The organism is Kitasatospora sp. NPDC032121, from assembly GCF_055580145.1.
The window spans coordinates 107104-124244 of record NZ_JBVILX010000014.1 but is presented as its reverse complement, the minus strand read 5'-3'; the positions used below and the strand labels follow the sequence as shown (position 1 = coordinate 124244).

The window sequence follows — 17141 nt, the reverse complement described above, 5'->3', positions numbered from 1 at the left end:
CCAGGGTCGGACGGTGTGGCCACCCGGCCCCGGCCGGGGTCGACCGGGCCGGACCCGCGATCGGATCAGGCCATCGGTCGGGTCGTCGGTCGGGTCGTCGGTCGGATCCTCGGTCGGGTCAGACCATGTGGAGGAACATCGCGGCGGTGAGGGTGCTGAAGGCGTACTTGAGGTAGTGCTTGACCATGATCGGTTCTCCCTCGTACGGGCCGGCCGGGCGGCCCGGCCGGGCGCGGCAGCGGATGCCCGTGGCCGGTTCCGGCTGTCGGGCAACGGCAGTATAGGGACACACCGGCCGCCGGCAACAGCCTGTGTGCAAGGCCAACCCTCTGATTGTTCACGTCAGTTCACGAAGGCCGGTACGGGAGGCGCTCCCGGGGCGGCGGGCTCCCGGGCGGGTGGCCGGTCAGCACTCCAGGAGGGTGCAGGCCCGGTGCATGCCGCGCCCCATGTCGGCCAGGGCGATCAGCTCGCCGTCGCGCAGGTGCCCGGCGTCCCGGTGGTACCGGAGGTCGAGGAGGTGGTCCGGCCCCGGCGCCCCGTCAGGCTATACAGCGCCGCGGAGCCCTGACCAGCACCGACACCGGCGCCCTCGCCGCGGGGCCGCGGGGCGGAAGCGGCATGGTTCCCGTCGTGCGCGGCGGCGTGATCGGCCGTGCGGTGCATACCGGTCCGCGCAGGGGGAAGCCGCGCCCCGGAGGACGTTCCGTGGGCCACTGCGGCTCGCCGGGACGGATGGTGACGAGAGGTCAGGAGGAGCGATGCATCGGATCGAGGAGTCCGTCGAGGTTGCGGCGCCGCTCGGCACGGTCTACGGAAGCTGGGTGAGGTGCGAGGAGTTCCCGCGGTTCATGCGGGGGGTGGTCAGCGTCGACCGGTCGGACGGCGGATCCAGCTGGGTGGTGCGGACCGCCGCCGGGCCGAGGGAGTTCGAGGCCGTGACCACCGAGCTGGTGGAGCGGGAGCGGGTGGCGTGGACCAGCGGCCCCGGGCCGGTGCGGCACCGGGGCGTGGTCACCTTCCACCCCGTGGACGAGCGGACCACCCGGGTGATGCTCCAGCTGGAGATCGAGCCGCACGGGCTCTGGGAGCACCTCGCCGAGGCGCTGGGCTTCGTCGACCGCCGGGTGATCGACGACCTGGAGGACTTCAGGCAGCACGTCGAGCGGGACGGCGGGACGGCCGCCCGCAGCGCGGGTGCGTAGCGGACGCGGCGGTCCGGACAGCCGATCCCCCGGGTGTCCGGACCGCCGCGTCGCCGGCGGGGTGGGGCCCTGCGGGGTTCAGCCCGCGAGGGTCTTGTTCAGGGCGTCGAGGCCGTCGGCGTAGATGCCGTGGAAGAGGTCGACGACCTCCTGCTCGGTGGCGCCCTTGGGGTTGAAGCGTCCGGACCACTGGACCTCGGCGACGTCGTCGCGGCCGGGGACGGCGTGGACGCGGAGGGTGGAGACGTAGCCGTCGACCGGGAAGGGGGCCTGGAGGATGGCGTAGCTGTAGTGCCGCTCGGTCTCGTTGAAGTCGACGAGGCGCTCGACGATGACCTCGCCCTCGGGGTTCTTCAGGCTGCGGACGCGGCCGCCCTCGGAGGCGACGCTCTCGGGGATGTAGGGCAGCCAGTCGGGCAGGGCGTCGAAGCCGCCGATAAGGGCCCAGACCTTCTCGGGGGTGGCGGGGACGATGCGGCTGACGGAGGTGGAGGCCATGATCGTTTCTCCTGTGCTGCGATGAGGGTGGTGGGGGGTGTGGAGGCGGGGGTGGTCAGGCGCCGTTGGGCAGCGGGGCGGCCGGGCTGACGAGGCCGGCGGCGCGCAGGTCGGTCCAGAACGCGGTGGGGACGGTCTCGTTGAGGGCGGCGAGGTCCTCGGCGATGCGACTGGGCTTGGTGGCGCCGGGGATGACGGCCGCGGTGACGGGGTGGGCGAGGGAGAACTGGAGGGCGGCGGCCTTGATGGACACGCCGTGCTTCGCGGCGAGGGCCTTCAGGCGGGCGACCTTCTCGATGATCGCCGGCGGGGCGGCCTGGTACTCGAAGTGGGTGCCGCCGGCGAGGATGCCGGAGCTGTAGGGGCCGCCGACGACCATGTCGACGCCCTGCTCCTGGGCCATGGGGAGCAGGCGCTGGAGGGCGTGGTCGTGGTCGAGGAGGGTGTAGCGGCCGGCGAGGAGGAAGCCGTCGGGGCGCGGCTCGTCGAGGGCGAGGGTGAGCTCGATGGGCTCGGTCTTGTTGACGCCCAGGCCCCAGGCCTTGATGACGCCCTCGTCGCGCAGGCGGGACAGGACGCGGAAGGCGCCGGTGCGGGCCTCCTCGAACTTGGCCAGCCACTGGTCGCCGTGGAAGTCCTGGGCGATGTCGTGGACCCAGACGATGTCCAGGCGGTCGGTGCCCAGGCGCTTGAGGCTGTCCTCGATGGAGCGCTCGGTGGCCTCGGCGGTCCACACGTGGAGCATCTTGTTCGGGTTGCCGTGTTCGAACAGGCCGCCCTTCTCGCCGAGGTCGCGGTCGCCCTCCTCCAGCTCGTCGAGGATGACGCGGCCGACCTTGGTGGAGAGCACGTACTCGTCGCGCGGCTTGGTGGAGAGCACCTCGCCCAGGCGCTGCTCGGACAGGCCCGCGCCGTAGAACGGGGCGGTGTCGTAGTAGCGGATGCCCTGCTCCCAGGCCGCCTCGACGGTGGCCAGGGCCTCGACGTCGGGGATCGCGCGGAACATGTTGCCGAGCGGGGCGGTGCCGAAGCCGAGCTTGCCGGGAAGGATCTTCTTCAGGGACATGTCGTTTCCTCATTGGAGCGGGCGGGCGCCCGCGGGGAGGGGTGCCCGCCAGGTGTCGCGCCCGTGCCGAGCAATCAGTGCAGACGCGCCTTATATGCAGAAACAATAGTTGCATACGCGGGCCAATGCAAGGATGGGCCGCCCGGACGGAGGTGGGGAGGGAGGGCGAACCGGCGGCGGGACGGCAGCGGGCGGGGAAGGGGCCCGGCCGCCCCTCCCCCGCCCTCGCGCCGTCCGGCTCAGGAGGCCGTGAAGGCGACCTGGTCGACGGTCCAGAAGGCACTGTTGGTGCCGGTGTAGCGGAACTGGAAGCGGGCGGTGGTGGCGCCGGCGGGGACGGTGACGGGCAGGTTCTCGACGGTGTTGAGGTCGCTGCGGTAGGACTTCACCGGCTGCGGAGCGCCGTTGTCGAAGACCACGTAGACGTCGCCGGTCTGCGGCCCGTCGATCTTGTAGTTCGTCGCGAAGGACAGCACGCCGCGGCTCGCGCCGGAGACCGGGTAGGCCGGGCTGACCAGGGTGGAGTCGAACTGGCCGGCGCCGTGCGCCTTGTCGTCCCACTCGTCGGAGTCGGCGACGGCGAACACGTTGCGGGCGCGCACGTTGGTCTCGCGGGACTGGGCGAGCTGGGCGGCGGTCCAGAACTCGTCGGTGGCGAAGGTCCAGCCGCGCCACTCGGTGACGCCGCCGCTGGGCATGCGGGAGTTGTCGATGCTCCAGCCGGCCGGCGGGGTGTGGGTCCAGCCCTTCACCGTGGCCGGGATGCCGCTCTCGTCGGCGCGGGCCTGCAGGCTCGGGCGCAGCGCGTCGAAGTCGTCGGGGGCGATCTCGTCGATCGGGCGGCCGTCGAGCTTCCAGGCGGGGTCGATGGGGGCGCCCTCGTGCTTGAGGACGGTGGGGGCGATGTCGACGGGCTTGACGTCGTAGCGGCGCGAGCCGGGGGTGTAGCCGGTGCCGTTGGCGATCAGGAAGGTCTGGCGCTCGTTGGCGCTGTTGCCGCCGTGGCCGCCGGCGTCGGTGTGGCCGTGGTCGGTGGTGACGATGATCAGCCAGTCCTCGGAGGCGTACGTGGGGCGGGACTTGACGGCCTGGAGGACCTGGCCGACCAGGGTGTCGGCGGAGTGGAGGGCGGCCGCGTACTCGGGGCTGGTGCCGCCGTGGTTGTGGCCGGCCTCGTCGACCTGGTCGAAGTGCAGGAAGGTGGTGTCGGGGTTGCCGTGGGAGAGGTGGTCGACGGCGTCGGCGGCGGTCTTGGTGTCGTTCTCGCTCTCCTGCAGGCGCAGGTCGGCGCGGCCGTTGAAGACGTTGCCGGCGATGGGGTTCCAGGAGCCGATCACCAGGGTGGAGTTGCCGGGGTCGGCGTTCTCCAGGCGGGTGGCGAAGTCGGGGTAGAGGTCGAAGCGGGAGCCGGTGAAGGCGTTGTCCTTCACCTGGTGCTTGTCGGGCCACACGCCGGTGGCGATGGTCGACCAGCCGGGGCCGGAGAGGGTGGGCGCCAGCGGGTTGGCGTAGAGGTTGCTGGTGGCGGTCATGCCGCCGTTCATCAGGGCCTTGAGGTTGGGGGCGTCGGCGGTGAGCAGCTTGTCGTAGCGGGTGCCGTCGACGCCGATGACCAGGGTCTTGGCCTGCTTGGTGCCGTTCGGCAGGCCCTGGTACGGGCCGGCGGCGGTCGCGGCGGAGGCGGCGGCGGACAGCGGGATCAGCGCGGCGACGGTGGCGGCGACCGTGACGGCGGCGAGGGCGGCGGTGCGGGCGGAGCGGGAGGTGGGGCGGGCGGCGGTGCGGGAGATGGGGCGGGAGATGCGCAACGGAGGGGCTCCCAACTGGTCGTCAGTGCGGTGCATTCACACCGGGAGTGAGGATGGGTCGGGTGGGCGAGGCAGACCCCTCGCCGAGTCCACGGTTGTATGAACAACCGCCGAAATTCAGTCCAGACCCGTTATGTCTCCGTGACCAAAGGCCCTCGGGGCGCCCGTACGGCCAACGGGGCGACGCCCGTACGGCCCACGGGGCGCTCGGTAGGCTTGCGCGGTGAACCACCCCACCCCCCGGGCCGCCCCCGAGCCCGCCCGCGCCGGCGTCCCCGAGCACGGCCGGGTGCCCAAGTACTACCTGGTCAAGGCCCGCCTGGAGGAGCTGATCGCCGAGCTGGGCCCGGGCGGGCGGCTGCCCACCGAGGCCGATCTGGCGCAGCGTCACGGCGTCGCCCGGGCCACCGTGCGCCAGGCGCTGCGCGAGCTGCTGCTGGAGGGGCGGCTGCGCCGGCAGGGCCGGGGCACGGTGGTGGCCGGGCCGAAGATCGAGCAGCCGCTGTCCCTGAGCAGCTACACCGAGGGCGTCTCGCGCCAGGGCCTGCGCCCGGGCCGTACCCTGATCGCCCTGGACCGGCTGCCCGCCGACGCGGCGACGGCCCGGTGTCTGGAGGTCCCCGAGGGCGAGCCGCTGTGGCACCTGGAGCGGGTGCTGCGCGCGGACGAGGAGCGGGTCGGGCTGGAGTCCACGTACGTGCCGGTCGCCCGGGTGCCCGCGCTGGCGCGGGACTTCGACCCGGAGGGGTCCTTCTACGGCTACCTGCGCGGGCAGGGGGTGCGGATCGGCGCCGCCGACGAGCGGATCGAGACGGTGCTGGCCACCCCGCGCGAGGCGCTGCTGATCGGCACCCCGTCGGCGCTGCCGATGCTGCTGCTGCACCGCCGCAGCCTGGACGCCGCGGGGCGCCCGCTGGAGCAGGTGCGCACCCTCTACCGCGGCGACCGGTTCAGCTTCACCCTCGCCCTCGGCGCGCCGGAGGCCGACTGACGGGGGCGCGGCCGTACCCGGACCGACCAGGCGCGGACAGACCCGGACCGACCAGTCGCGGACAGCCCCGGACCGACCGGAGCGCGGCCGGACCCGGGGGGCGCGGCCGTACCCGGACCCGGACTGACCTTCCCTGGCCCGACCTTGTAGGTTTCGGTGTCACCTGCTGCGAGGTGCCGGTGACACCGGGTGGGGAGGGAGGGCCCCGGCCGGGCAGGGGGACGGGCCCCCGGAAGGGAAGGGCGGACGGTGGCCACGAACACGGAGAGCATGTTCCGCAGCGAGGGCGTACCCGTGAAGGACCGGTTCGACTGCTGGCGGGAGCTGGTCAGCCGCACCCGGGACAGCGAGGTGACCAGCGACCACTGCGACGACTTCCGGGCGGAGATGCGGCGCCTGGAGCTGGGCCCGGTGACCCTGCTGCGCACTTCCTTCCCGCCGACCCGCTTCCACCGCACCGCGCGCCGGGTGCGGCACTCGGACCCGGGAGCCTTCCACATCACCCTGCTGCTCGACGGCGGCTTCGCCCTGACCCGCGACACCGGGCGCACCGAGACCTTCGGGCCGGGCAACCTGCACATGCTCGACAGCTCCCACCCCTTCGACCTGCAGTCCTTCGGCACCCGCGCCGCCAAGGCCCCCGGGGGCCCGCGCATCGAGGCCGTCGGTGTCGACTTCCCCCTCGCCCTGCTGCCGCTGGCGCCGCACCGGCTGGAGGACCTGCTGGGCCGCGGCTTCTCCTCCCGGGAGGGATCCGGCGCGCTGGTCTCGGACTTCCTCCTGAGCCTCGACCGGCAGGCCGCCGCCCTGGGCCCGGCCGAGAGCCCCCGCCTGGGCGGCATCGTGGTCGACCTGGTGACCGCCTGGCTCGCCCGGGAGCTGGACGCCGAGGCCGCCGTACCGGACGACACCCGGCAGCGGGCCCTGGTCGAGAACGTCCGGGCCTTCGTCGGACGCAACCTGCACGACCCCGGGCTGACGCCCACCGCGATCGCGGCCGCCCACCACATCTCCGTCAGCTACCTGCACCGCCTGTTCACCCGGCACTCCGGCGGCGAGACCGTCGCCGCCTTCATCCGCCGCCGCCGGCTGGAGCGGGCCCGCCGCGACCTGGCCGACCCCGCGCTGCGCGACCTGCCCGTCCACGCCGTCGCCGCCCGCTGCGGCCTGCCCCGCGCCGCCGAGTTCAGCCGCGCCTTCAAGGCCGCGTACGGCCTCTCCCCCCGCGATCACCGCCTCCACGCCCTGACCGGGACCGCCGGCACGTAGCCGCACGGGCGGCGCGGGGCAGCCCCGCCCCGGCCCCGATCCCGACCCCGACCCCGACCCGAGCCAACATATGTCACGACACACATGTCGTGTAACCTGTCCGTTATGAGTACGACAGAGAAGATTCCGGCCCTCGTCTTCGTCCCCTGCTTCTCCGGCGCCCCGTGGAGCGCCGAGCAGCTCGCCCCCTACGGCGACGCGCCCAAGCGGACGCTGCGCCTGCCCGAGGGCGTCGACGACATCGAGCGCTACGCCGACCACGTCGAGGAGGCGGTCGCGGACCTGGACGAGTACGTGCTGGTGGGCGACTCGTTCGGCGCGAACATCGCGCTGGCGCTCGCCACCCGCCGCCCCGAGGGCCTGCGCGCCCTGGTCCTGTCCGGCGGATTCGCGGCCAACCCGGTCGACTCCAAGCCGTGGAAGGCCCTGATGCGGGTGATCGGCAGGGCCCGCGGCCCGCTCTACACCCAGCTGACGCTGCGGGCCCACGCCCACCGCCTCGCCTCCCCGTTCGACGGCGAGGGACAGGTGCCCTGGAGCGAGGCGCGCAGCCGGGAGCTGTTCCTCGCCAACACCCCGGCCGCGTCCTTCGGCGCGCGCGTGCGGGCCAGTCTCACCGCCGACTACGTCGACGCGCTGGGCCGGGTCGAGGTCCCGACCCTGCTCCTGACCCCCTCGCACGACGTGCTGATCGGCGAGGACGCCTCCAAGATCATGCTCGCGGGCATCCCCGACGCCCGGGAGGTCGTGCTGCCGCGCACCGGCCACATGTTCCGCTTCTCCCACCCGGTAACCTACGCCGCCGCGGTCGAGGACTTCCTCGCCTCCCAGCCGACCCCCCGGAAGGACATCGATGCGTAAGGCCGAACACCTGCGGTTCGCGATCCTGGCAGCCCAGCGCGAGGGCAACCGGCTGCTGATCCAGGCCCTCAAACCCCACGGCATCACCCCGTCCCAGGCCGAGGTGCTGCGCCTGCTCCAGCAGCACGGCACCCTGAGCCTGAGCGGGCTCGGACAGCTCCTGGTGTGCGAGAGCGGCACCAACCCCAGCCGGCTGGTCGAACGCGTCGTCGCGGCCGGGCTGGTCGAGCGCCGCACCGATGACGCGGACCGCCGCTACCTCCAGCTCAGCCTCACGCCCGAGGGCGAGCGCCTGGCCACCGAGGTCGCCGGGATCGAGGAGTTCCTCTACGGCGCGATGGACGCCGCCTGCGAGGGCCTGGACACCGACGCGATGCTCGCGTTCCTGCACCGGTTCATCGACCCCCTCCCCTCGGGCGAGGCCCTCAACAAGCGCCTCTCCCTCGACTGATGCCACGGCCGGCACCACGACCGTGAACGCGAAAACCCCGCACCGTGAGCACCCGGTGCGCACGAGCGGACGGGAATCGCGGATCAGTGCACGCAATGCCAAGAACAGTCCACTCGGTGCCAACACGGCGGAGGTACCTGCCTGGCATGCTCATCCAGGAACACCGCGCAGCGGAATCTCAAATTCCGTTTCCATGCCGGCGGCCCGGCACGCCACGGGGGAGCGTGCCGGGCCGCCGGAATCCGGCGCGGCCCGTGCCGGGCCGCCGGAATCCGGCGCGGCCCGTGCCGGATTCCGGCGCGGCCTGTCATGGGGCGGACTCGTACGCGCCCACCGGACGTGGACAGCGGCCCGCAGCAACGGATTCTGGAGCCCTCGTGGAACTGACCGAAGCCGACCCGGAGACCGATCCGGAGACGGCGCACATCCGGGACCTGGTGACCGAATCCGTCACCGGGTACGAACCCGTCGGATTCGCCGACCACTGCTGGGTCCTCCACGCGCTCCGGGAGCTCGACGACGCGGGCCGCGAGATCCGCCGCACGCGCTGGGCGCAACCGCTGGCGGGCGCGGGGCGGTACCTGGGGAGCTGGGGCTCCACCCTCTCCACCCGGGTCTTCGACGGCATCCCGATGGGGGGACTCACCCTGCCCGGCTCAGGAGCGCCGGACCGCGGCAGTCTGCGCGCCCTGGTGGAGGTGCTCGCCCGGTTCAGCCCCGACGGGCCGGACACCGAGTGCTACTGGGCGCAGCCCCCGCTGGAGAACATCGGCGAACCGGTGAAGCTGCGGCGCGGCCGGCTCCACGAGGCGCTCGCGCTGTGGGACGGGCTCGGCTCCCCCGGCTTCCCGCACGCGTTCCCGGTCAACTGGTGGCCGGTCGACCGGTCGTGGTTCGTGTACTCGGACAACGACCTGTCCGCCACCGAGGTCTTCGGGTCGGCGGAGCTGGTCGCGGCGGTGCTCGCCACCGCGTCGCTCGACGCGGTCCGGCACCTGCTGGTCGCGGAGGTCACCGACTCGCATCCGGGCTGGCTCGACTGAGCCGCGCGGCGGGCCGTCCCGCGGTCGTCCCGGGGTCATCCCGCGGTCCTCACGGGGTCGGGGCGGGCTTGTCGTCGGCGTCCTCTCTGACCCAGGCTCCGGCGCCGAGGCGTCCGGTGGTGCCGAGGTCGAGTTCCGGGGTGACCATGACGGGGGCCGCGTCGGGGGTGGCGCGCACCCGGACATAGGGGGCGTTGAGCGGTTCGCCGGCGCCGGCCTCGGTGGTGTTGCGCCACACCAGGGTGGTGCGGGCGCCCTCCCCCGGGCGCAGGTCGATCCGCCGGGGCGGGTCGTCGGCGCCGGTGCCGGTGGCGATCTCGGCGCCGCCGCGCAGGACGCGCACCCCGTCGAGGGGCTTGTGGTCGAGGTCGAGCGGCTGCACCTGCGGGTAGCCGTCGAGGGTGACGGTGGCGGTGCCGCAGTTGCGCAGGTGCAGGCCGACCACGCGCAGGCCCATCGCGGCGTCGCCCTCGTCGGCGTACAGCCGCAGGCCGGAGGGCGGGCAGGGACCGCCGGCACTGGACGCCTCGGCGGTGGGCACGCTGCGGACCTTGAGGAGTTCGGGCTTCGGCGCACGGGCCTCGGACGGTGTCAGGGTGGGCGGCGGGCCTGTCCGCGGGGCCCGGCCGGGCGTGGTCAGGTCGATCCGCCCCTTCTCGGTGGCGCCTGGGGCGAGCCCGGTGACGGTCCGGGTCAGGTTCCCCGCCCTTCCCCCGGGGCCGCCGAACACCGCCGTCCCCTGGCCCGGATCGGGGCCGTTGAACACCACGGTGACGTCGTACGGTTCGCTGTTCGGGTTGGTCACCTCGTACTCGAAGCAGGTGGGCCCAGCGGCGGTGATCCGCGCCCCGCCCTGGGCGACCTTGGTGGGCTGCGGCACGCCGGGCGCGCTCGGCGGCGGGGTGCCGCACGGCGCGGGACTGCCGGAGGCCTCCGGGCCGCCACCGGAGCCGGCGGTCGTCGCGGTGCCGCAGCCGGCGAGCAGCAACGCAGCAGCGACAGCGCTGAATTGATGGATCGTCAGCTGGCGGCGAGGCGTGGAGGACTGGTGCATCGAGCGAGTCGATCACGCCGCGCGCCGGACGGCTGTGAGCTGCGCCACTCGGCGTGCAACAGCCCTGCCACGATCAGCGCCGTCGGCGCGGTGGCGCGGTGGCGCGGCTCTCATCGCGTGGGGTCCTGTGCCCGATCGGCGTCCGGCTGCCGGCCGGTGGTCCACGAGGTGAGGATGCGCAGGGCGTCGTGGGAGGGGCTGCCCGGTTCGGCGGTCAGGACCATGAGGCGCTGTCCGGAGCCGTCGGGGCTGGTCCAGGTGTCGCAGTCGAGGGTGAGGTCCCCCACCAGGTGGTGGCGGTAGTGCTTGGTGCCGTAACCGGCGCTGTTGACGCGGTGTTCGGCCCACCAGGTGCGGAAGTCGGCGTCCTGGATGGACAGTTCGCCGACGAGTCGGGCGAGGTCGGGGTCGTCGGAGTCGGCCGCGGCTTCCATGCGCAGCGCGGCGACGGCCTCCCGGGCGTCGTGGGACCAGTTCCGGTGCAGGTGCCGGACGACCGGGTCGGTGAACAGCAGCCGCAGGTAGTTGCGGTGGTGGGGCGCGACGGTCGCGAAGTCGGTGTAGAGGGCGGTGGCGGCGGGGTTCCAGGCCAGGACGTCCAGGCGTTTGCCGAGGACGAGCGCGGGGGTGTCGGTGAGCTGGTCGAGCAGCCGCCCCATGGCGGGGCGCAGGCGTCGGTCGGGGCGGCGGGGGCGGGGGCGGGCGTCGGTCCGGCCGGCGAGTCCGTAGAGGTACGTCTGCTGGTCGTCGTCGAGGCGCAGGGCGCGGGCCAGGGTGGTGAGCACGGGTGCGGACGCCCGGACCCGGCCCTGTTCCAGCCGGGTGTAGTAGTCCACGCTGATGGCGGCGAGCCGGGCGACCTCCTCGCGGCGCAGCCCGGCGACCCTGCGGGCGGTGTCCGTCTCTGGGAGGCCGCACTCCTGCGGGGACAGCTGGGCCCGGCGGGCCTTGAGGAAGGCGCCCAGCGCCCGGGAGTCGGAGTCTGCGGTCATGCCTCCAGTGTCGGTGTGCCGGAGCGGGTGGGGCACGTGTTCCGAGGGGGCAGGTTCTTTCCCGGGCACGGGCCTGACTCTCCCGCACGGGCGGCGGGTGACGGAACGTGGAGGCGTGCCCGGCAGGGCGGGGCCCCGCGCCCCGGTGCCGGTGCGTCACGTCCCGTCACCGTCCCAGTGGAGATCGCCTCATGGCCCTCATGGCCCGCACCGCCGCCCGTACCGCCCGTACCGCCCATGACGTCCGTACCGTGCGTTTCGACAGCGCCGGCATCACGCTCGTCGGCCACCTCCACACCCAGGCGCCGGCGCCCGGTCCGCGGCCGGCCCTCGTGGTCGGCCACCCGGGCACCGGCGTGAAGGAGCAGGCCTCCGGCACCTACGCGCGGCTGATGGCCGAACGCGGCTTCGTCACCCTCGCCTTCGACGCCGCCCACCAGGGCGAGTCGGGCGGTCTGCCGCGGGGCCTGGAGGACCCCGCCCAGCGGGTGGAAGACTTCAAGGCCGCGGTGTCCTACCTCTCGGCCCTCGACGAGGTCGACGCCGGGCGGATCGGCCTGCTGGGCATCTGCGCCTCGGGCAGCTACGCGCTGGCCGCGACCGGCACGGACCGGCGGGTCAGGGCGGTGGCCGCCGTGTCCACCGCCGAACCCGCCCGCCAGTTCCGCCTCGGCGCCGACGGCACCCAGGACCCGGCCGTCTTCGAGGCCCTGCTGGACGCGGCCGCGGCGGCCCGCGGCGCCGCCGCGCGCGGCGAGGACCCCGGGGCGCTGCCCGTGTTCCCGGAGACCGCCGAGCAGGCCCACGCGCTGGGCGGCCGGCACGGCGCCGAGGGCTTCGCGTACTACTGCACCCCGCGCGGCGGGCACGAGCGCTCCGCGAAGACCCTCGCCTGGGAGAGCGTCGACCGGATGGCGCTTCACGACGCCTTCCTCGCCGTCCCGCTGATCGGCCCCCGCCCCGTCCTCCAGATCATCGGCGAACACGCCGTCACCGCCTGGATGGCCGTCGAGGCCCACCAGCGCGCCACGGGCCCCAAGGAGATCCACTGGATCGAGGGCGCCGGCCACGTCGACCTGTACGACAGGGAGGAGTACGTCGCCCCGGCCGTCGACAAGCTCACCGAGTTCTACACCGCCCACCTCGCCGTCGACTGACGGCCGGAGTCGGACGCTCCTGCCGAGATCCGTATGACAGGATCGAGAGGCCTGATGCCGTCCACGCGAATAGCCGGAGGACCCAAGACATGTCGACATCACCGGAGTTCCGCGGCTTCGACCTGGTGCGGCGCGGCTACGACCGCCCCGAAGTCGACGACTACCTCGGGGCCCTGTCCGGAGCCGGTGCGCCGCCTCCCGTGCCGGCGTTCCGGATCATGTGGCGGGGCTACGACCGCGAGCAGGTCGACGCGCGCATCGCGGAGCTCCTGCGCCGCAGGGGCGGCAGCGCGTAACCACGCGTAGGAAGTCGGCCCGGCCGACTTCCTACGCAGCCGGTGCCGTGAAGGCGCGCCTCATGGCCGCCGATAGGCCCGGAGAATCAGCGTGTCGGCCGAGCGGGCCGGGACCACCACGATCAACCGGTAAGTGCGAGTCGTTGCCCGGGCGGCAGGGGCGGCCCGGCTCATCAGATGGGCAGGTTCCAGCCCGGTCCGTCCTCGGTGCCGAGCCAGACACGCTGTCCGGCCGCCGACACGGTGATCCCGAAGGCGTCCTGGTGCGGCGCACCGGCCGTCTGCCAGCTCCGCACCGCGTGCTCGACCCGGTCCCACAGGCGGACGGGCCCGCGCTGCGTCACGGTCCATCCGCCGCCGGGGCCGGGTGCCGTCCGGGCCTGCGATCCGGTGGACAGGTCCCAGAGGATCTGCTGGGCCCCGAATCCCGTGCGGATGGCTGCGGGCGCGGCGAGTTGGGCCACCCAGCTGCCCGTCCAGCTGTCGAGTGTCGCCGGGTCGATGTGGGTCGGTGACTCGTCGCCGGGCAGCAGGTCCAGCGTCGGGCGGGGCGGCCGGTCGTGCGGGCGGGCGATCATGAAGCTGGTCTGGTCGGCCAGGAACCGTCCGGTGGCCTCGCCGGGGCCGGTCACGTCGAGCAGGGCGAGGGCGTTCGCGTAGCCCCACCCGGAGAGGGTGACCAGGATCCGGCCGCCGGGCTTGACCTGGTGGAGCCACGGGAGCGGGACGTACCGGACCGAGCAGGTGGCGATGAGCCGGTCGTACCGGCCACCGTCCGGATCGCCGCGCAGCCCGTCACCGACGATCAGCCTGGGGGCGAACCCGGCCGCCTTGAGCGCCGCCGCGGCCGCCGCGCCGACGGCGGGGTCGTACTCGACGCTGGTGAGGTTGGCGTCCCCGAGGCGGTGGGCGCCGAGGGCGGTCGAGTACCCGGTCCCGGTGCCGATCTCCAGCACGCGGTGTCCGGCCCTGGTGTCGAGCTGCTGCCACATGCGCAGCACCACGGAGGGGAGGGTGGAGGACGAGGACGGGATGCCCGTCACGGTTTCCCCGGCCGTGTCCTCGGGCCCGACGTGGCCGGTGCGGCCGTCGAGTCGGGTGACCAGCGTCCGGTCGTCGTAGATCCCCTCCAGCCATCCGGGCTCGCCCTCGCGGACTGTCCGGTAGCCGGTCGGAACGCTGCCGGGGACCGGGGCGAAGTAGCTTCCGACGAAGAGCTCCCGCGGAACGGCCCGCGCGGCGCTCTCCCACCCGTGTTCGGTCAGCACGCCGTTGTCGGTGAGCCTGTCGGCCAGAGCGGTGCGGAGTTCAGCCGGTGTGCTCATGTGCGATGGAACCTTTCTGAAGCTGATCGGCGAGGGCGCGGGCAATGGCGTCGGTGGTCTCGGACGGCTGCCATGCCCACTGGCCGTTCGGGTTGCATTCAAGGAAGTACCAGGCGCCCGAGGCGGTCACCGCGAAGTCGAAGGCGCCGTAGACCAGACGAAGCTGTCCGAGGTAGGCGGCGACCGCACGAGCGACCGGCTCGGGTACGTCGATCGGCGTGCACGCCATCCGGTCCTGGCGGCGGCGCCAGTCGAGGTCGGGGCTGTCGATCCGGACGCCGAACAGGCGGTCACCGACGGCCGTCACCCGTACGTCGAACACCTTCGGCACCTTCGCCTGGAAGAGGTGCGGGCAGGCGGACACGGCATCGGTGATGTCGGCTGGATCGACTTCGCGCACCCACACGGCGTGAGGCTGCCCGTCGACCGTGTAGGGGGTGTTCCACAGCGGCTTGTACACCGCGCCGTCGGCTTGGGCCGCCACGAACGACCGGGCCTGCTCTGCGCTGTTCGTGATCACCGTGTCGGGAACCATGAAACCGAAGCGCTGCGCGGACGCCAGCTGTGCCGGCTTGTGCTCGGCAGCGCGGTTGGCCCAGGGATGGTTCACGTAGTGCGCGGCGGGAAGCGACGCGAGGATGCCTCCCGCACCCCACAGGGCTTGCAAGGCGGCGAACCGACGGTCCTGTCCGTCCAGTTCGGACGGGCCCTCGTAGGGCGAGGCCCGGCGCACCCAGACGGACCGGACCGCGGAGAGCTCGACGTTCCGGCCGGCCGTGCGCAGGGTGCCCCGCTGATCGCCCGTGCGGTACGTGGCGGTCAGGGAGGCACCCGTGTGCAGGTCGGTGCCGGGGTCGAGACGGACCACCGGTACCCGGCGCTCGGCGAGCACCCGCAGTACCGCATCCGCGGTCACGTCAAGGGGATTGGTCAGTACCAGCACCGACCCGCTTCGGCCGTCCATCAGCCGTTGCTCTGGTCCTGGTCGTAGGACTCGGTGGTGTCGGCGTCGGTCGGGCTGCCCGGGTTCCCGTCGGGCGTGGTCTGCGTGGGCGTCAAGCCACTGGTGCTGGTGCCGTGACCGCCCATCTCGACCGTTCGGCCGTGCTCGTCCACGAACACCGCGACCTGCGTCTCCGGGTCGATGACGGGCGTGTACTGCGGGACCGGGACGGTAGCCGTGAACGGCTGCATGCGGCTGGTACCCCAGGGTGCGGTTGCCATCTGTCCTGCGCCTCCATTTCGTGGCGGTGCTGGCGGGATCAACAGCTCGGCTGGATGGCCGGGTTGTGCGATCCCGTTCCGCGCTCCGGCATCGATGCTCTTGGCAGGAAGGTACGAAGTGGGCGGCGAGCGCCGCCATGAAGTTCTACACGATTCCACACCGACTGCTGGGATCACCCGAGCAGCGCAGCGGCAGACGTGATCAGTTCACGAGCGGCCGACCCGTAGACGGCCAACTGGGCCAGCTCACCGAACGTTTCGGCGTACATCGTGATCTCGCTCGGTTGGGTGATGGTCAGATATCCAGAGATCAGTTCCACGTTCACCTGCGCGCTGTCGAAGATCCAGAAGCCTTCAACCGGCCAGCGCGTCCGATCAGGACGCATCGGAACGACTCCCAAGCTCACGTTGGGAAGCGATCCGACTGTCGTCAGGTGGCGCAGCTGGTCGCGCATGACGCCGACGCCGCCGATCCCGCAGCGCAGCACGGACTCCTCAATCAGGAAGGCGAACCGCCGGTCGCCCGCATATAGCACCCGTTGGCGCTGCATACGGGCAGCTACCGCAGCCGGAACGTCGTCAATGAGCCCTCGGCGCTGCTGGATGGCCTGGAGAGCGGCAGTCGTGTACCCAGGCGTCTGAATCAGGCCGGGCACCAACCATGATGAATAGGAACGGAATCGATGTGTCCGCTCGTACAGCGGAAGTCGGGCTTCCTGAGCCGCCTTGAGGCCGGCGCGCTCCATGCGCCGCCACTCGATGAACATGCCTTCGACGGCTCGCAGAGAGGCGATCAGGTCCGGCGCGCGGTCCTCGGCCCCGCAGGCCCGACACCACTTCCGGATGTCGTCCTCGGACGGCGGTGTGTGGGCGTTCAGCAGACGCGAGACCTTGGAGGGGTACCAGCCGCATGCCGCGGCCAGGTCACGCCCTGACAGCCCGGCATCCCGCTGGATCTCGCCGAGCCGGTCGGCGAGATTCTGGCGGGCGCGCTGGACACTTGAAGATGCCGGGACAGCCATGGACGGTTATCGATCAGGCGAGACGGTACTCCGCGTGCGGCGTCGCCCGCTTCCATGCGACCTCATAGGCCGCCAGGTACCGCTTGGCCAACTCCGGATCGTTCCGGACCTCCATGCCGGCCTCGGCCCACTGCCCGTCCCCGGTGAAGTGGTGCAGGATCACCACCTCGTCGTCCATCACCCAGCCGTCCAGGCCGGGCAGGAACAGATCACCGGCGCGGGAGCGCGGCAACCACCGCACGTCCTCTCCCGCCGCAATGTTCGGAAACGTCACGTCGTACTCGTACCGGATGTAGTCGGTCACCGGCTCGGAGACAACCCGTAGACGGCGCATGGCGACTCCACGGCCGGTCGCCTCGGCCACCACGTCCAGCCACGACCGCCACCACGACTCGCGGTCCATCGGATCAAGCCGCTTGCCCTGCTGCCAGGCGATGAACTCGGGGTCGTCCAGCATGTAGCTGTCCCGCATCTCCAAATGCACCGCCGAGCGCTGCGCCTTGGCCAGCTGCTCACGAACCGCTGTTGCCACCGTCGTTGACCTCACTGTCCGGCCGGGGGATGAACTGGATCATGTTGGCGGGCAGCCGGAACACGCCCTCGTGATCCGGGATGTCCGTGGAGTGGCCCGGGATGGAACCGACCTCCTGGGCTTCCCTGATGGTGGCCTCGTCGGCTTTCCAGGACTGGATCACCAGGTCACCGGTCGCCTCGTCCAGCCAGATGGTCGGCGAGCCGTCATCGGGGGTGTTCGGGTAGATCCCCAGAAACTTTAGCGTCATGACTACCTCCCGTACCGAGTGGATTCCATACAGTTCCACGACCTTGGACCCACCTGTGAAAGGCCGTCAAGGGCGCGAGTGGAGCAGTGCCGCAGCC

20 protein-coding genes are annotated in these 17141 nt (G+C 72.5%); 8 read left to right on the top strand and 12 right to left on the bottom strand.

Features of this window, described 5'->3' with window-relative positions; translation table 11 throughout:
* Positions 1-118: 118 nt before the first annotated feature.
* Positions 119-292: a hypothetical protein gene (locus ACZ5OX_RS28520; protein ID WP_465634047.1), complete on the bottom strand. Its 174-nt coding sequence runs from the start codon at positions 290-292 to the stop codon at positions 119-121.
* Positions 293-761: 469 nt separating this feature from the next.
* On the opposite strand from ACZ5OX_RS28520, the gene ACZ5OX_RS28515 reads away from it, so the two are divergent.
* On the top strand, positions 762-1205 hold the full coding sequence (locus ACZ5OX_RS28515; RefSeq protein ID WP_465634045.1) for an SRPBCC family protein: 444 nt from the start codon (positions 762-764) through the stop codon (positions 1203-1205).
* A 78-nt stretch (positions 1206-1283) separates the two neighbouring features.
* On the opposite strand, the gene ACZ5OX_RS28510 is transcribed toward ACZ5OX_RS28515, so the two are convergent.
* The 3 genes from ACZ5OX_RS28510 to ACZ5OX_RS28500 form a co-directional block, all read right to left on the bottom strand.
* Positions 1284-1703 carry an SRPBCC family protein gene (locus ACZ5OX_RS28510; protein WP_449790302.1) on the bottom strand — a complete coding sequence of 140 codons (420 nt, stop codon included), beginning with the start codon at positions 1701-1703 and terminating at the stop codon, positions 1284-1286.
* Between the two features lie 55 nt (positions 1704-1758).
* Entirely contained in the window at positions 1759-2769 is a 1011-nt protein-coding gene (locus ACZ5OX_RS28505) for an aldo/keto reductase (protein ID WP_465634043.1), read from the bottom strand.
* Positions 2770-3008: 239 nt separating this feature from the next.
* The gene (locus ACZ5OX_RS28500; protein ID WP_465634041.1) at positions 3009-4577 is read right to left on the bottom strand and encodes an alkaline phosphatase family protein; all 1569 of its coding nucleotides are present in this window, start codon (positions 4575-4577) and stop codon (positions 3009-3011) included.
* 223 nt (positions 4578-4800) lie between these two features.
* Between ACZ5OX_RS28500 and ACZ5OX_RS28495 the strand changes: the two genes are divergently transcribed.
* From ACZ5OX_RS28495 to ACZ5OX_RS28475, 5 genes are all read left to right on the top strand, one after another.
* Positions 4801-5568, top strand: coding sequence for a GntR family transcriptional regulator (locus ACZ5OX_RS28495; RefSeq protein ID WP_465634039.1), 768 nt, complete (start codon positions 4801-4803; stop codon positions 5566-5568).
* Positions 5569-5838: 270 nt separating this feature from the next.
* Positions 5839-6837, top strand: a complete 999-nt coding sequence (locus ACZ5OX_RS28490; RefSeq protein ID WP_465634191.1) for an AraC-like ligand-binding domain-containing protein — start codon at positions 5839-5841, stop codon at positions 6835-6837.
* Between the two features lie 105 nt (positions 6838-6942).
* Positions 6943-7698, top strand: a complete 756-nt coding sequence (locus tag ACZ5OX_RS28485; protein ID WP_465634037.1) for an alpha/beta fold hydrolase — start codon at positions 6943-6945, stop codon at positions 7696-7698.
* The gene (locus ACZ5OX_RS28480; protein ID WP_449790297.1) at positions 7691-8149 is read left to right on the top strand and encodes a MarR family winged helix-turn-helix transcriptional regulator; all 459 of its coding nucleotides are present in this window, start codon (positions 7691-7693) and stop codon (positions 8147-8149) included. Before ACZ5OX_RS28485 ends, ACZ5OX_RS28480 begins: the two co-directional genes overlap by 8 nt.
* Before the next feature lie 377 nt (positions 8150-8526).
* Positions 8527-9192, top strand: coding sequence for a hypothetical protein (locus ACZ5OX_RS28475; RefSeq protein WP_465634035.1), 666 nt, complete (start codon positions 8527-8529; stop codon positions 9190-9192).
* 49 nt (positions 9193-9241) lie between these two features.
* Here the strand turns inward: ACZ5OX_RS28475 and ACZ5OX_RS28470 are convergent, their stop codons facing one another.
* Both ACZ5OX_RS28470 and ACZ5OX_RS28465 read right to left on the bottom strand, forming a co-directional pair.
* Complete coding sequence (locus ACZ5OX_RS28470; RefSeq protein ID WP_465634033.1) at positions 9242-10246, bottom strand: DUF4232 domain-containing protein; 1005 nt, start codon at positions 10244-10246, stop codon at positions 9242-9244.
* A gap of 110 nt (positions 10247-10356) precedes the next feature.
* Entirely contained in the window at positions 10357-11238 is an 882-nt protein-coding gene (locus ACZ5OX_RS28465; RefSeq protein WP_465634032.1) for a helix-turn-helix domain-containing protein, read from the bottom strand.
* Between the two features lie 191 nt (positions 11239-11429).
* On the opposite strand from ACZ5OX_RS28465, the gene ACZ5OX_RS28460 reads away from it, so the two are divergent.
* Complete coding sequence (locus ACZ5OX_RS28460) at positions 11430-12395, top strand: alpha/beta hydrolase (protein ID WP_465634031.1); 966 nt, start codon at positions 11430-11432, stop codon at positions 12393-12395.
* Positions 12396-12484: 89 nt separating this feature from the next.
* Positions 12485-12691, top strand: a complete 207-nt coding sequence (locus ACZ5OX_RS28455; protein WP_465634030.1) for a DivIVA domain-containing protein — start codon at positions 12485-12487, stop codon at positions 12689-12691.
* Positions 12692-12864: 173 nt separating this feature from the next.
* On the opposite strand, the gene tgmC is transcribed toward ACZ5OX_RS28455, so the two are convergent.
* From tgmC to ACZ5OX_RS28425, 6 genes are all read right to left on the bottom strand, one after another.
* Positions 12865-14016 (bottom strand): ATP-grasp peptide maturase system methyltransferase, encoded by a 1152-nt coding sequence (tgmC, locus tag ACZ5OX_RS28450; protein WP_465634028.1) that lies wholly within the window; start codon positions 14014-14016, stop codon positions 12865-12867.
* Complete coding sequence (gene tgmB, locus ACZ5OX_RS28445) at positions 14000-14980, bottom strand: ATP-grasp ribosomal peptide maturase (protein WP_465634026.1); 981 nt, start codon at positions 14978-14980, stop codon at positions 14000-14002. The genes tgmC and tgmB overlap by 17 nt, the downstream gene beginning before the upstream one ends.
* Positions 14980-15240, bottom strand: a complete 261-nt coding sequence (tgmA, locus tag ACZ5OX_RS28440; protein ID WP_465634025.1) for a putative ATP-grasp-modified RiPP — start codon at positions 15238-15240, stop codon at positions 14980-14982. Before tgmA ends, tgmB begins: the two co-directional genes overlap by 1 nt.
* Positions 15241-15413: 173 nt before the next feature.
* The gene (locus ACZ5OX_RS28435; RefSeq protein WP_465634023.1) at positions 15414-16262 is read right to left on the bottom strand and encodes a helix-turn-helix domain-containing protein; all 849 of its coding nucleotides are present in this window, start codon (positions 16260-16262) and stop codon (positions 15414-15416) included.
* A 13-nt stretch (positions 16263-16275) separates the two neighbouring features.
* Positions 16276-16794 (bottom strand): DUF6879 family protein, encoded by a 519-nt coding sequence (locus ACZ5OX_RS28430; protein ID WP_465634021.1) that lies wholly within the window; start codon positions 16792-16794, stop codon positions 16276-16278.
* A complete protein-coding gene (locus ACZ5OX_RS28425) occupies positions 16775-17044 on the bottom strand; it encodes a hypothetical protein (RefSeq protein WP_465634019.1) in 270 nt (89 codons plus the stop codon). The genes ACZ5OX_RS28430 and ACZ5OX_RS28425 overlap by 20 nt, the downstream gene beginning before the upstream one ends.
* Positions 17045-17141 lie beyond the last annotated feature (97 nt).

What these genes read in the sequence shown, in the direction of transcription:
- ACZ5OX_RS28485 (WP_465634037.1), top strand. Translation starts at nt 6,943, where the DNA reads ATGAGTACGACAGAGAAGATTCCGGCCCTCGTCTTCGTCCCCTGCTTC.
- ACZ5OX_RS28515 (WP_465634045.1), top strand. Translation starts at nt 762, where the DNA reads ATGCATCGGATCGAGGAGTCCGTCGAGGTTGCGGCGCCGCTCGGCACG.
- ACZ5OX_RS28460 (WP_465634031.1), top strand. Translation starts at nt 11,430, where the DNA reads ATGGCCCTCATGGCCCGCACCGCCGCCCGTACCGCCCGTACCGCCCAT.
- ACZ5OX_RS28490 (WP_465634191.1), top strand. Translation starts at nt 5,839, where the DNA reads ATGTTCCGCAGCGAGGGCGTACCCGTGAAGGACCGGTTCGACTGCTGG.
- ACZ5OX_RS28455 (WP_465634030.1), top strand. Translation starts at nt 12,485, where the DNA reads ATGTCGACATCACCGGAGTTCCGCGGCTTCGACCTGGTGCGGCGCGGC.
- ACZ5OX_RS28480 (WP_449790297.1), top strand. Translation starts at nt 7,691, where the DNA reads ATGCGTAAGGCCGAACACCTGCGGTTCGCGATCCTGGCAGCCCAGCGC.
- ACZ5OX_RS28470 (WP_465634033.1), bottom strand. Translation starts at nt 10,246, where the DNA reads ATGCACCAGTCCTCCACGCCTCGCCGCCAGCTGACGATCCATCAATTC.
- tgmC (WP_465634028.1), bottom strand. Translation starts at nt 14,016, where the DNA reads ATGAGCACACCGGCTGAACTCCGCACCGCTCTGGCCGACAGGCTCACC.
- ACZ5OX_RS28425 (WP_465634019.1), bottom strand. Translation starts at nt 17,044, where the DNA reads ATGACGCTAAAGTTTCTGGGGATCTACCCGAACACCCCCGATGACGGC.
- ACZ5OX_RS28510 (WP_449790302.1), bottom strand. Translation starts at nt 1,703, where the DNA reads ATGGCCTCCACCTCCGTCAGCCGCATCGTCCCCGCCACCCCCGAGAAG.
- ACZ5OX_RS28505 (WP_465634043.1), bottom strand. Translation starts at nt 2,769, where the DNA reads ATGTCCCTGAAGAAGATCCTTCCCGGCAAGCTCGGCTTCGGCACCGCC.
- tgmA (WP_465634025.1), bottom strand. Translation starts at nt 15,240, where the DNA reads ATGGCAACCGCACCCTGGGGTACCAGCCGCATGCAGCCGTTCACGGCT.
- ACZ5OX_RS28435 (WP_465634023.1), bottom strand. Translation starts at nt 16,262, where the DNA reads ATGGCTGTCCCGGCATCTTCAAGTGTCCAGCGCGCCCGCCAGAATCTC.
- tgmB (WP_465634026.1), bottom strand. Translation starts at nt 14,980, where the DNA reads ATGGACGGCCGAAGCGGGTCGGTGCTGGTACTGACCAATCCCCTTGAC.
- ACZ5OX_RS28465 (WP_465634032.1), bottom strand. Translation starts at nt 11,238, where the DNA reads ATGACCGCAGACTCCGACTCCCGGGCGCTGGGCGCCTTCCTCAAGGCC.